Origin of the sequence: Roseomonas aeriglobus (assembly GCA_016937575.1) — a bacterium.
Lineage (GTDB): Bacteria > Pseudomonadota > Alphaproteobacteria > Sphingomonadales > Sphingomonadaceae > Sphingomonas > Sphingomonas aerigloba.
Window position 1 is genome coordinate 859,041 of the sequence record JAFHKN010000002.1, and the last position, 13,310, is coordinate 872,350.

Consider the following 13,310-nt stretch of genomic DNA (forward strand, 5'->3'; position numbering starts at 1 on the left):
CGATTTGGGGGATGGAATGGCCGACGATATTGCAATCGGAACACAGCCGACGAGCAAGGACATCCGGCTCGTCATTTCCGCATCCTCGCTCGGCACCATCTTCGAATGGTATGATTTCTTCATCTGGGGGACGCTGACGACGTCGGGCATCCTCCAGCGCAGCTTTTTTCCGCAGGGCAACGAGTTGCTGGCGACGCTGCTGGCCTGGGGTACCTTCGCGGTCGGCTTCGCGTTCCGGCCGCTCGGGGCGGTGCTGTTCGGCTTCCTCGGCGACCGGCTGGGGCGGAAGTACACCTTCCTTGTCACCATCACGCTGATGGGCATCGCGACCGCGGGCATCGGGCTGGTGCCGACCTATGCCGCAATCGGGGTGTGGGCGCCGGCGCTGATCCTGCTGATGCGCGTGGGCCAGGGACTGGCGCTGGGCGGCGAATATGGCGGCGCGGCAATCTACGTCGCGGAGCACGCGAGTGCGAAGAAGCGCGGCTATTACACCAGCTTCATCCAGGCGAGCGTCGCCGGTGGTTTCATCCTCAGCCTCGCGGTCGTGCTGCTGGCCAAGGCATCGATGCCGGTCGATACCTGGACCGCCTGGGGCTGGCGCGTGCCGTTCCTCTTCTCGATCGCGCTTCTCGCGGTGTCGCTGTGGATGCGGCTGATGTTGAGCGAAAGCCCGGTGTTCAAGGCGATGAAGGCCGCGGGCAAGACCGCGCGCAACCCGTTCGTCGAAAGCTTCACCTATCCCGGCAACCCGCGTCGCCTGTTCGTCGCGTTGTTCGGCATCGCTGCGGGCCTGACCGTCATCTGGTACACTGCGCTGTTCAGCGTGCTGTCGTTCCTGCAGGGGCCGATGCGCGTCGCCGAGACGCCCGCGCAACTGCTGGTGGGGGCAGGCGCGCTGGGCGGCCTGGGCTTCTTCATCCTCTTCGGCAAGCTGAGCGACCGCGTTGGGCGCAAGCTGCCGATCGTCGTCGGCTATGCCCTCACGCTGATCGCGCTGTTCCCGCTGTTCTGGCTGATCGGCCATGCCGCAAACCCGGAGCTCGCCCGCGCCAGCGACCGCGCGCCGGTGATCGTCGCCGGCCCGCACTGCGCCTATGATCCTTTCGCCGCCAAGCAGAAGGACGCGTGCGGTCAGGTGCTCGACTATCTGTCGAAGAAGGGCGTCGGCTATACCAAGGTGCAGGCCGGGTCGGTCGCTGTGTCGATCGGCGGGATGCCGCAGACCGACGTCAGTCCGGCCGCGCTCGATGCCGCGCTCGAACGGGCGGGCTACAACCTCGACAAGGTGACGCCGTCGGGGCGTGAGATCGTGCTGATCCTGGTCGGCATCCTCGGCCTCGCCTTCCTGTCGGGCATGACCTATGGGCCAGTCGCCGCGGTGCTGAGCGAGATGTTCCCGGCGCGCATCCGCTATTCGTCGATGTCGATCCCCTATCATCTGGGCACCGGCTATTTCGGCGGCTTCCTGCCCTTCATCAGCCAGTATATCGTCGCGCGATCGGGGAACCCCTATGCGGGGCTGTGGTACACCTGGGGCGTCGTGGCACTGGCGCTGGTCGTGATGCTGTTCTTCATCAAGGAAAGCGACCTGATCAAGGACTGAGCGGGGCGGGGCGGTTGCGGCGGGGGGCGGTTGGGCCTAGCCGCGGGGCATGGACTGGACCGCCCCCAACCGCCTCCTGATCGATGGCGACGCAGTCGTCGCCAATTGGCGTACGCTTGCCCGAATGAGCGGCCGTGCCGCGTGTGGCGCAGCGGTCAAGGCCAACGGCTATGGCCTGGGCGCGCGCGATGTCGCCACCCGGCTGGTCGCCGCCGGCTGCCGCGACCTGTTCGTCGCGACTTGGGGCGAGGCGCGCGCGCTGGGCGATGTGGGACCGGCGACCGTCGGCGTCCTTCACGGGATCCGCGATGAGGATGCGACGCAAATCGGTCTGCCCGGCGTGCGGCCGGTCCTGAACACCGTGAATCAGGTTCGCCGCTGGCGGGCGATAGGCGGCGGCGCGTGCGACGTGATGGTCGACACGGGCATGAACCGGCTGGGTCTGTCGGTGCAGGATGTGGCGGACGGCGTGTTGGACGGCTTGGCGATCGAGACGTTGATGAGCCACCTCGCCTGCGCGGACGACGATCACCCCCTCAACGCGCGGCAACGGGCGGCGTTCGCCGGTCTGGCGGGGCAGACATCGGCCAGGCGCCTGAGCCTCGCCAACTCGGCCGGCATCGCGCTAGGACCGGAATATGCCTTCGATCTGACCCGCCCGGGCCTGGCGCTATACGGCGGCGTCCCGCGCGGCGAGCTGGCCGACTTGATCCGCCCGGTGGTGGGCATTGAGGCGCAGATCCTCCAGCGCCGCGCCGTCCGCGCCGGCGAGACGGTCGGCTACAACGCGACCTGGACCGCCCAACGGGATACCGCAGTCGCGATCGTCAACCTGGGCTATGCCGACGGCTATTGGCGCGGCTTCTCGGGCCGCGGCATGGCCCGCGGACCGGCAGGCGAGGCGCTGCCGGTGATTGGGCGAGTATCGATGGACCTGGTGGCGCTCGACCTGTCCGCCGCGCCGCGCTTGAGCGAAGGCGCGTGGGTCTCGCTCGATTATGCCTTGCCAGAGGCGTCCGGCGCGAGCGGGATGAGCCAGTACGAGCTTCTGACCGGGCTCGGTCACCGGTTCGAGCGGATCGTTCGATAGGCAAAAAAGGGGGCCGCCGGACGGCGACCCCCAAGGGTGATAGTATCGGACCGTGATCAGAAGTTCACGTTCGCGCCCGCGTAGAAGTAGCGACCGACCACGCCGTAGACGCCCGAAGCGGCACCCGTGCCGGTCAGACCGTAGGGCGGCAGCGTGTCCATGACGTTGTCGACGCCGAAGTAGAACCGGTAGTTCTTGTTCACGCGATAGCCGAACTGGACGTCGTGCGTGTCCTGCGCCGGATAGTCGCGGAACGGGAACGCGTCGGCATTGGTCGGGCCACGACCCTGGTGGGTACGCTGGACTTCCCAGGCGGCGATCGAGCCCTTGCCGACGTAGTTCAGGTCATAGCCTGCATCGAAGCCCTTATATGCCAGGTTCACGCTCATGCGACCGCGCCAGATCGGGTCACCGACCACGCCATGCGCGCGGGTCGACTGCTCCGGAGCCGTGATGAAGGTGAACGTTTCGCGGTTTTCGAGCCAGCTGATGATCGCACGGTAGCTGAAGCGCAGACCGTAATCGAACGTGTAGTTGTAGCGGATGTCCGCGTCGATGCCCGACGTCTTGAACTTCGCATAGTTGAACGGCTGCGAAATCACCGACGGGCCGATCAGCGGCAGGATCACCGGTGCGGCGATACCAGCCAGGTTACGTCCGGTCTGGCCATTGAACGTCGCATTCTCGAGCGGGTTGGTCGAGGTGCGGCGGAAAACGACCGCGCAGAACGGGTTGTTGATGCCGACCGGGTCGTCATAGCACTGGTTGATGACCGTCTGCGCCGCCAGGCTGGCGATGACGTTGGTCACCTTGATCCGGTAATAGTCGACCGTGACCGAGAAGCCCGGCAGGAAGCGCGGCTGGAACACGGCGCCTACGGTCAGGCTCTTGCTCTCTTCCGGATTCAGCAGCGGGTTGCCACCCGTCGCGAACTGCGGCGTGGTTGCGGCGTTGTTCACCCATGGGATGGTACGAACGATACCCTGGTCGTCAGTATAGGTGATCGTCGTCGGAACGCCTGCCGCGGCGCAGTTACGTGCCCGGTTCGGATTCGAAGTGATCGTGTTGCCCTGGTTGCAGGGGTCGGTCAGGGTGAAGAACGACTGTGCCGCCGTGGCGTACAGATCGCTCAGGTTCGGCGCGCGCACCGCCTTCGCGTAGCCGACGCGGAACCGAATATCCTCGACCGGGGCGAACGTCAGGCCGGCGTTCCAAGCCCAGACACCCTTAGGAAGGTTGCTGTACTTCGAGATACGAGCCGCACCCGTCGCCGTCAGTTCCTTGATGAACGTGTCGCGCAGGATAGGGACGCGAATTTCACCAAAGCCCTCGACCACGTCGACCGCGGGCGGGTTGAACGGTGCGAAGGCGTTCAGGAACGTGTTGCGCCCGGCAGTATTGAGCGCAGTCGCTGGCACCGGCTGCTGCGCGGTGAAGGCATCATATGCCTGGAACGCGTCCTCGCGACGGTATTCGCCGCCAAACGCGAAGCCTACGTTGCCGCCCGGCAGCGAGAACAGGCCGGACGAGTCGCCGCTGATCGAAGCGACCGCGTTGATCTGCTCCGCCCATTCGCGACGCGACGAGGTGTACAGGAAGTTATTTACGACTTCCGGCGCGTTCCGATACTGGCCGAACGGATTGAAGGGCAAACAGCCAGCCACGTCATTCGCAGTGTTGAACGTCGTGGTGCTGCCCGCCGCACGGTCGACGTTCACGGCGCAGGCGACGCGAACGCCACCGGCGGTCGTGATCGTCGGGCCAGTGTAGTCGGCCGGTGCAGCAACCGCACCCAGTGCCGCGTTGAACTTCGCGATGTCGACGTTGCCGCCGGTTTCGTAATAGGTCTTGGTCCGACCATAGTTGAACGCGATGTCGTAGCTGAGATTCGCGGTCGTGCTGATCTGGCCGTCGACACCAGCGACGAAGCGGTAGGTCTGACGCTTATGGTCTTCCGCGCGCGTACCGAGATCGTTGTTGAAGCGCAGCATCGAGAACTGGGTCGCGCCCGGTGCCAGGATCGTCCGCAGCGTGTTGACGTTGTCCGCCGTCAGGAACGGATTGGTCAGCTGGAACGTGTTGAACAGCGGCGAGCCGCTGAGGAAGCTGGGCTGCGTCGACGTCTGGTTGTTGGTGACGTTGACGTACTTGCCTTCGAAGTAGAAACGCGCCGCCGGCGAGAATTCATAGCTGGCGAGCAGGTTCGTCGAATAGCGCTGCAGACCAGGAAGCAGCATCGCGCCTTCGAGACCGGTTGCGCTCTGGCCGCCCAGGATGCCGCCACCGAACGCACGCAGGTCGATTTCCGGCGTGTTACGGACCAGCTGGCCGAAATCGTTGAAGACGTAGCCGTCAGCCGCTTCCACACCCGTCGTCGGCGAGAAGACGCCTGCGCAGACCGCAGCGCGGCGTGCAAGGAGCGCCGGCGTGACGTTCACGAGCGTCGGGCACGCCGTGGCGACGAAGCCGCCCAGCGAGATGTTGCTGAACTTCGAACCCGGGTACGAATTGAAGAACGTCGTGTCGGGGATGCCGTCGCCTTCAGGCGCTTCGTTCACCAAGGTCCCGTTGACGAGGCGCGAGGTTGCCTGGGTCGTATAGAACCCGGGCGCGCCGGTGTAGGCACCCGTCTGGTCGTTGCGGTCAGAGAACAGCACCGTCTCCGACTTCGCATATTCACCCGAGATCGCGATGTTGCCGCGGCCTTCGGCGAAGTTCTTGCCGGCCACGAACGTCGCCGTGTAGGCGCCGCGATCGCCGCGGTCCGAAACGCCGCCCTGGACGCGAGCTTCGAGGCCTTCGAAATCGCGCTTCAGCTTGAAGTTGACGACGCCCGCGATCGCGTCCGAACCGTAGACGGCCGAGGTGCCGCCGGTGATGACTTCGATGCTTTCGAGCAGTGCGGTCGGGATCGTGTTGACGTCGACGACATACTGACCCGGAACCGACGACACGTGACGGCGGCCGTTGACCAGCACCAGCGTGCGGTCGATGCCCAGGCCGCGCAGGTCGAGCAGGTTCAGACCCGCGGTGCCGATGGCGCGCGTCGAGTTCGCCTGGCTCCAGGTCGAACGCAGCGACGGCAGCTGGTTCATCGCGTCGCCGAGCGACAGGTTGCCGTCGTCGACCAGTTCGGCAGCGGTCAGCTGCGTGATCGGCACCGGCGAATCGAGCGCGGTCGCACCAGCGATGCGCGAACCCGTCACCAGAACGGTTTCACCTTCGGTCGATGCCTGGTCGACGCAGTCCGGGTCGTTCGGCGTGTTCGGCGGGCAGACGCCGTCGCGCGCCGTCGGGTTGCCAGCGACGCTGCTGTTGTCGGTCGGTGCCGTGGTCTGCGCGAATGCCGGACTCGCAAACGCCAGCGTGCTTGCGAGAGCCGTCGCTCCCATCAGGCGCGAGATATTCATGGATAAGCCCCTTTGGATAACGGATTTCCGTTAATCCTAGAGACAGGAAACCACCGCGCTTCCGCAACCTGATTTTTGCTAAGGGCGAAAAATTCCGCGTCTTTTGAGATAGCTGTTGCAACAATGTGACAGATTGTTGCGAAGCATTTCTGGGATCGGCCGGCTCGCCGGCCGCGCCGGTCCTATCTGCGTGCGTGCCGGAACGTCAGCCGCAACGAGCGGCAAAGACCGCCAGAATCCCCTCGTCGCGCCTGATGTCGACGGCGGAAGACAATGAGCTTCCCCGGGGCCGCGTCCCGCCAAACGCGAGAGAGGATCCGGGGAAATCTACAGAGCGGCGAACGCCTTCGTGTGCCTCAATCGCGCTCGACGCACATGGCGATGCCCATGCCGCCGCCGATGCAGAGCGTCGCCAGGCCCTTCTTCGCGTCGCGCTTGTTCATTTCGTAGATCAGCGTCGTCAGGACGCGCGCGCCCGACGCTCCGATCGGGTGACCGATGGCGATGGCGCCGCCGTTGACGTTCAGCTTGTCGTCGGTCCAGCCCATTTCCTTGCCGACGGCCAGCGCCTGTGCGGCGAAGGCTTCATTGGCTTCGATAAGGTCGAGGTCGGCGACGCTCCAGCCGGCCTTCTCCAGTGCCTTCTTGCTCGCCGGAACCGGGCCGATACCCATCACCGACGGGTCCACACCGGCTGACGCCCAGCTCTTGATGCGCGCGAGCGGGGTAATGCCGCGGGCCTTGGCTTCGTCGGCAGACATCACGACCAGCGCGGCGGCGCCGTCGTTGATGCCGCTGGCGTTGGCGGCGGTGACGGTACCGTCCTTCTTGAACGCCGGGCGCAGGCCCGCCACGCCGTCGACAGTGGCGCCCGCGCGAATATATTCGTCGTTCTCGACAAGGGTATCGCCCTTGCGACCCTTGATCGTCACCGGTGCGATCTCGTCCTTGAATCGGCCGGCCTCGCGCGCCTTCTCCGCAAGATTCTGCGAGCGGACGGCGAAGGCGTCCTGCTCGCCACGGGCGATCTGATATTGCTCGGCCAGATTCTCGGCGGTGATGCCCATGTGATAGCCGTTGAAGACGTCGGTCAGGCCGTCCTTGATCATCGTGTCGACCAGGCTCACGTCGCCCATCTTGGTGCCCGGGCGCAGCGACTGGGCGTGCGCCGACATCGACATCGATTCCTGCCCGCCGGCGACGACGATCTTGGCGTCACCATTGGCCACCGCCTGGAACGCGAGGGCGACCGCCCGCAGGCCCGAACCGCAGACCTGATTGACACCCCAGGCGGGCACTTCCTTCGGCACGCCGGCAGCCATCGATGCCTGGCGCGCGGGGTTCTGGCCCTGGCCGGCGGTGAGCACCTGGCCGAGGATGACCTCATCAACTTCTTCGCCCTTCACGCCGGCCTGTTCCAGCGCAGCCTCGATCGCGACGCGCCCGAGTTCGTGCGCCGGCGTTGCGGCAAAGGCACCCAGAAAGCTGCCCACGGGGGTGCGCTTGGCGGCGGCGATGACGATGTCGGTCATGGAAATCCTCTGCGTGGAAAATTCACCGCCTATCTAGCGACCGCGACCGTCTTTAGCCAGTCCAGCAGCGGCTCCCACAGCAGCGCGCGCGCCCGACTGCCGACGATCATCCCGACGTGGCCGGCGCCGACATCATGCCGGTCGCCGATCCCGACGCTGGTCGCGGCCGGCACGATGCGATCGGTGAGCGACACGAAGTCGGCGATGGGACACGACAGGGCGTCGGGATCTACCGTCTCTCCCGCGATCTGCCAGCAACCGGTGCCTGGCGCATCGGCGGCGAAGAAGCCTTCGAACATCTGGCGGCCGGCGGCGTAGGTCAGCGGCGCGCCCTGGTTCGCCCAATCCTCCAGCGCCACGAACCGCGCGAGCGTGGCGTCATCGGCGTCGGCAAGCGCTGCGTATTTGGCGATGGTACGTGCCGGGTCGAGCCGCCAGAACCCGGACTGGAGCACTTCCATCGGCACCAGCCCCAGCGCCGCACAGGTCGGACGCGCCGCATCCCACAGCGCGGCGATCTGTGCGCGGGCGGGGTCCGGAAAGCCGGAAAAGTGCCAGGGGGCGGCGATCAGCCCGACGGCGTGCGCGCGCGCTGCGCGGGCGGCGGCGAGCGCGATGGTGCCGCCCAGGCAATAACCGACGAGCACGGGCGGCATCTCCAATGTCGCGAGCATCGGCAGCAGCAGGCGTTCGACATGCGCTGTCACATCCTCGTCGCGCGCATCCGGGGTCGGCTCGCCCCAATCGACCAGCAGCGCGCGAACCCCCTCGCGCGCCAGCCAGCGCAGCAGCGACTGGCCCGGGGCGAGGTCGAGGACGAAGGGCGGGTTGATGAGCGAGGGGACGAAGACGACCGGGCGCCCGGCGCCGCCATAATCGCGCAACGACGCCCGACCGGCCGTCGCGACCGCAGGCATCGGGGCAGGGCGGGGACCGCGCGGGGCGCCTTGATAGCGCGCCAGACCCTTCAGCGCTGCGGCACGCCTGTCCCGATTTTGTGCAGTTTCGCTGCGCAGCATCGACAAGAACAGAGGGAAGGGCCGGGGCGCGTGTTGCGGTGCGGCATCGATCGGTGGTACGCCATCAGTCATCACAACCACATCCGCATCTGTGAGAGGGGCATCGTCCGCCATGAAGAAGACTGCCACGGGGACCGGGCCGGTCATCATCAAGAAATACGCGAACCGCCGCCTCTACAACACTGAATCGTCGTCCTACATCACGCTCGACCACCTGGCGGCGATGACCCGCGAAGGTCGCGACTTCAAGGTCGTCGACGCGAAGACCGAGGAAGACATCACGCATAATGTTCTGACCCAGATCATCATGGAAGAGGAAGCGCGCGGGCAGACGATGCTGCCGGTTCCGTTCCTGCGCCAGCTGATCGCGTTGTACGGCGACAGCATGCAGGCGATGGTGCCGGGCTATCTGGAAGCGTCGATGGACAGTTTCCGTCGCAACCAGGAACAGTTCAAGTCGGCGGTCGAGGGCGCGTTCGCTCACTCACCGTTCGCGGAGATCGCCAAGCGCAACATGGCGATGTTCGAGGCCGCGGCGCAGGCGTTCAAGCCGGGTGCGCAGGGCGGGGTGCCGGGAGCGGCGGCTCCCGCTCCGGCGCCGGCGACCGGTGCGGCGTCGAGCAAGGATGATGAGATTGCGGCGCTGAAGGCGGAACTTGCCAAGCTGCAGGACAAGGTCGCGAAGCTCTAGGCGTCGCCAGCCGAATTGGTTTGCCAATTCCGCGTCGCGGGCGACGCTTCGGCCGGCGGGCATGGCCGGCCGACGGGGCGGCTTTGCCGGGGCGCGCTCCAGACGTTCCAGATCCTCCCCCAGCTTGTCTGGGGGAGGGGGACCGGCGAAGCCGGTGGAGGGGCTTGCAAGCCGGTCGATGGCGAGGGGAACGCCCCTCCACCGGCTTCGCCGGTCCCCCTCCCCCAGACAAGCTGGGGGAGGAATTTCAGTCACCGCTTCGGCTTCACGAACTTCAGCGTCATCCGGTCGCTCTCGCCGATCGCGGCGTATTTCTCGCGATCGACGTCCTTCAGGCGGTAGGTCGGCGGCAGTGTCCAGACGCCCTCGGGCCAGTCGGCGGTGTCCTTGGGGTTGGCGTTGACTTCCGATTTCCCTGCCAGCTTGAACCCGGCCTTTTCGGCGAAGGCGACGACGCTCGACGTCTTCATATAGCCGCTCTTTTCCTCGGCCGCGGAGTCGCGGCCCTCGGGCAGGCGATGCTCGACGATACCGAGCGTCCCTCCGGGCTTCAGCATGCGGAACATCTCGGCGAACGCGGCCTGCGTCCGGTCGACGCCGGCAAAGCGCAGGTTGTGGACGTTGCGGAACGTCAGCACGACGTCGGCGCTGCCGGCAGGAACGGTCGGTTCGCCTGCGGCGGCCGGGAAGGCGGCGAGCTTGACCTTGCCGTACGCGGTCGGATTGGCGGCCTGCAGTTTCTTCACCCCGTCCAGCCCGCGCGCCATGTTGCCCGCGGCGTAATAGGTACCGCGTTGCGCGAGATAGGGCGCGAGGATCTCGGTGTACCAGCCGCCGCCGGGGATCAATTCGACGACGGTGTCGGTCGGCTTCACGCCGAAAAAGGTCAATGTCTCGGTCGGGTGGCGGTATTGGTCGCGGGCGACGTTCGCTGGCGTGCGGGTGGTTGCCGCGACCGCGCGGGCGATTTCGCTGCGCAGGCTGGCGGGCTGGCCGGTGGCAACGCTGGTCACCGCCAGCGCGACGGCCCCGAGGCCGAGGGTTGCGAGCATCGGACGCAAGACACATCTCCCTGTTCTGTTGGATGCGATTCTAGGGATGGGGCGGGGCGATGCAAGTGCGGTTATGGGGTGGCGTGGCGGCCTGTGCGGTTCTCGCGGTGGCAAGCGGCGTCGCATCGTGGCGGCGGGACCGGCGCGTCAATCTCGATCGGGTGAGCGCCATCGACTGGACGACGGTGCAGTTCGCGGCGCTGTTCGGCGGCGTCATGCTGGCCGCGCTCGCGATCAGCGGATAACGGCCAAATCGCGGCGCAGGAAGACGACCGTCCGGTAGCTCGACCGGGGGACGCTCAGAACCTGCCGATACTGGCTCGCGAGCACAGGCTGGAGCAGGGCGACGGTCGCCGGGTTCCAGATCGCCAGCTTGCGGGTCGATGCGACGATCAGCGGCGGGCGTGCGGCCAGGATGCGTCGCACCTCCGCGACCTCGTCGATTCCGGTCGCGCCCGCCTCGGTCGTGTAGGCGAGGAAGTTGGGAAAGGCATGGGCGGTCGGCACACAGCTGTGCGACAGGGTGTAGGTCGCGGTATCGCCGATGAAGACATAGGGGCAGCCACCGCGACGGTTCTTGGCCACGACCTCCGCTACTGCCCGCGCGCCGGCGACATCGGGGGCGATGAAGGCACGCTCCACGACGAGCAGCAGCAGACCGAGCATCAGCGTGCCGACCAGGATGCGCGGAATCCGCCCCAGCGCGATGCCGGCGATCATCGTCAGCGGCGGCAGTAGCGGCAGAGCGTAATGATCGAAGAAGGTACCGATCGCGACGAAGCCAATGACCGCCGCGCCGAGCCAGGCGAAAGCGAGCGCGCGCTCGCCGGTCAGACGCACCTTGCGCCGCCGCCACGCGATCGCCGCGCACAGCAGCAGCGGCGACAGCTGGGCGACAATCCCCAGCAGCCGCATGCCGATCTCCCCCAGGGGATAGCCGGGTCGGAGGAAGATCGACACGACGTTGGCGAACCACCACGCATCGAGCGCCGCTGGCCCCATCGCGCGGTAGGTCAGGACGGCCGCCGCGGTCGGCGCGAGACCGATCGCGAGCCAGAGGACGCTGGCCGCAAGCACCGCGACCCCCCCGCCGCGCGCGCGAACGAGCCAATAGACATGCGCGAGGCCAAGGAACGCCGCCTCGACCGCCGCGGTCGTCTTGATCTGAATGGCCAGGCCCGCGGCCAAGCACGCCAGCGCACCGCCTGCCGCGATCGCGCCGCGCCGCCGATGCTCGGCCAGATCGGGCAGGCGCAGCATGAGACGCGCGGCGACGGCGATGAAGAGGTTGTAGAAGACGGGTGCCTGCCCGCCACGCCCGCCGAGCAGCGGCAGCCAGATCAGGTAGGCGACTCCGGCGGCGAACGCACCGCTGCGGCTGGCGCCGAGCGCCCGGGCACCGCTGGCGACCACGCACGCCGTGAGCCCGGCGAACAGCGTGGCGATGAGCTGATAGCCGACGACGTCGTCACCCGGCAGCGCGGCTGCGCCTGCATAGAGCAGGAACAGCCCGACCGGCTTGCGATCCCAGAGATCGAGGTAGGGAACCGCTCCGTCGAGCATCCGCTGGCCGATCAGCAGATAATATTGCTCGTCGACATGGATGATCGGATTGCCGAAATCCGCCCCGCGCAGCCCGACGGCAATGACGAGCAGCAGCAGCGCCGCTGCCCATGGGGGAAGCGGACGCGCTTCGTTCATCAGTAGAAGGCCGCCAGCGTCAATGCGCGCTCCGCCCCGCCGTCGCATAGCCCCAACCGGACGGTGCGACCGGGCGTGCCGGCGGGCCATTGGCCGAGCTTGCTGGTGCGATAGTCGTCGGGCAGCTTCGCGCCATCGATCGCGCAGATCCGTTCGCCCGCGCGCCAACCGTCGGTGGCAGCCGGAGACCCGCGCATCACGTGCAGTACGCGCAACGCCTTGCCCTCATAGGACAGCAGGAGCCCGCTGGTCGATTTGAGCGGCATCCGGTCGGCGTCCTTGCCGGGGCTGAGGATCATGCGGCGCGCCTTCGGGTCGAGCAACACGCGGTACCGCTGGAGGAAGCCGTTACCGATGCGGCCCGCGGTGCCGGTCTGCATCGAATAGCCGCGCGGCGGTTCGATCCGCACCTCGACATTGCGCGCGGGCGCGGCCCCCAGCCGCACCTGGGGCAGGACGACCAGATCGGTTTCGATCGGTCCGGCCAGGCCCACCGCATAGGCCGACGTCAGCCCCACATCGGGCAACCGCGTCGTCGCCCAGGCTTCGCGCGACAGCGTCAGCGTCGATCCGTCGCCGGTATCGAGTAGCAGCGGACGCAGGCGCGCGGTGCCGACCGTCGCGTCGACCTGGAACGTGCCGGTCTGCGGCGCGGTCGAAAGCGCGACGCTGGTACCGCGAAACGGCATCCGGCCGCTGGGAAGCAGGCGGAAGCGGCGATTGTCGAAATCGATATCGAGCGCGTGCGCGGCGAGCAGGTCGGCGCCGACGACGACGTCGACCGCCTTCGTTGTGCCCGTCGCCAGCGCGGTCAGGTCGGCGACCCCGATCCGCCCGCCATGGCGTGACAGCCCGCCGAAGTCGATGCTCTCGACCGGCGCCCATGCGATGGGCAACGACCCGCCGATCGCGGCCGCGGCCTGGCCGCTGGCGGTCGGTCTCAACCCGATGCTGCCTGCAAACGCGCTTGCGGCCAGCGTGAAATTGACGCCCGTGTCGAGCACTGCGGTCGCCGAACGTCCATTGACCGCCATTCTGAACGCGATCTGGTTGCCCGGCGTCAGCTCGAACGGCACCCACCGCACCTCGGTATCGGCGGCGAGCGACGGTGCCGGGGACAAGGCGATGGGCGCGCTTGCCTTCGGCTGCCGCGCGGTGACGGGCAGGGCAAGGGAAACGGCAAGGACGACGAGCGGGAGGGCGCGCATG

Annotated in this window: 10 protein-coding genes; 4 read left to right on the forward strand and 6 right to left on the reverse strand. The window is 67.1% G+C overall.

Annotated elements, in window-relative coordinates; all coding sequences use genetic code 11:
- Window positions 1–16: 16 nt before the first annotated feature.
- Window positions 17–1,606, forward strand: coding sequence for an MFS transporter (locus tag JW805_04635; protein MBN2971300.1), 1,590 nt, complete (start codon window positions 17–19; stop codon window positions 1,604–1,606).
- Window positions 1,607–1,655: 49 nt separating this feature from the next.
- Entirely contained in the window at window positions 1,656–2,696 is a 1,041-nt protein-coding gene (alr, locus tag JW805_04640) for an alanine racemase (protein ID MBN2971301.1), read from the forward strand.
- 56 nt (window positions 2,697–2,752) lie between these two features.
- Here the strand turns inward: alr and JW805_04645 are convergent, their stop codons facing one another.
- From JW805_04645 to JW805_04655, 3 genes are all read right to left on the reverse strand, one after another.
- Window positions 2,753–6,106, reverse strand: coding sequence for a TonB-dependent receptor (locus JW805_04645; protein ID MBN2971302.1), 3,354 nt, complete (start codon window positions 6,104–6,106; stop codon window positions 2,753–2,755).
- A 356-nt stretch (window positions 6,107–6,462) separates the two neighbouring features.
- Window positions 6,463–7,638, reverse strand: a complete 1,176-nt coding sequence (locus JW805_04650; GenBank protein ID MBN2971303.1) for an acetyl-CoA C-acetyltransferase — start codon at window positions 7,636–7,638, stop codon at window positions 6,463–6,465.
- 29 nt (window positions 7,639–7,667) lie between these two features.
- Complete coding sequence (locus JW805_04655) at window positions 7,668–8,729, reverse strand: alpha/beta hydrolase (protein MBN2971304.1); 1,062 nt, start codon at window positions 8,727–8,729, stop codon at window positions 7,668–7,670.
- Window positions 8,730–8,769: 40 nt separating this feature from the next.
- Here JW805_04655 and phaR point away from each other — a divergent pair, with 40 nt between their 5' ends.
- Window positions 8,770–9,348 carry a polyhydroxyalkanoate synthesis repressor PhaR gene (gene phaR, locus JW805_04660; protein MBN2971305.1) on the forward strand — a complete coding sequence of 193 codons (579 nt, stop codon included), beginning with the start codon at window positions 8,770–8,772 and terminating at the stop codon, window positions 9,346–9,348.
- Window positions 9,349–9,599: 251 nt separating this feature from the next.
- Here the strand turns inward: phaR and JW805_04665 are convergent, their stop codons facing one another.
- Complete coding sequence (locus JW805_04665) at window positions 9,600–10,400, reverse strand: class I SAM-dependent methyltransferase (GenBank protein ID MBN2971306.1); 801 nt, start codon at window positions 10,398–10,400, stop codon at window positions 9,600–9,602.
- Between the two features lie 59 nt (window positions 10,401–10,459).
- On the opposite strand from JW805_04665, the gene JW805_04670 reads away from it, so the two are divergent.
- Window positions 10,460–10,645 (forward strand): hypothetical protein, encoded by a 186-nt coding sequence (locus JW805_04670; protein MBN2971307.1) that lies wholly within the window; start codon window positions 10,460–10,462, stop codon window positions 10,643–10,645.
- On the opposite strand, the gene JW805_04675 is transcribed toward JW805_04670, so the two are convergent.
- The gene (locus JW805_04675; protein MBN2971308.1) at window positions 10,635–12,101 is read right to left on the reverse strand and encodes a hypothetical protein; all 1,467 of its coding nucleotides are present in this window, start codon (window positions 12,099–12,101) and stop codon (window positions 10,635–10,637) included. The two genes, JW805_04670 and JW805_04675, sit on opposite strands and share 11 nt — an antisense overlap.
- Complete coding sequence (locus JW805_04680) at window positions 12,101–13,309, reverse strand: aspartyl protease family protein (GenBank protein MBN2971309.1); 1,209 nt, start codon at window positions 13,307–13,309, stop codon at window positions 12,101–12,103. Before JW805_04680 ends, JW805_04675 begins: the two co-directional genes overlap by 1 nt.
- Window position 13,310 lies beyond the last annotated feature (1 nt).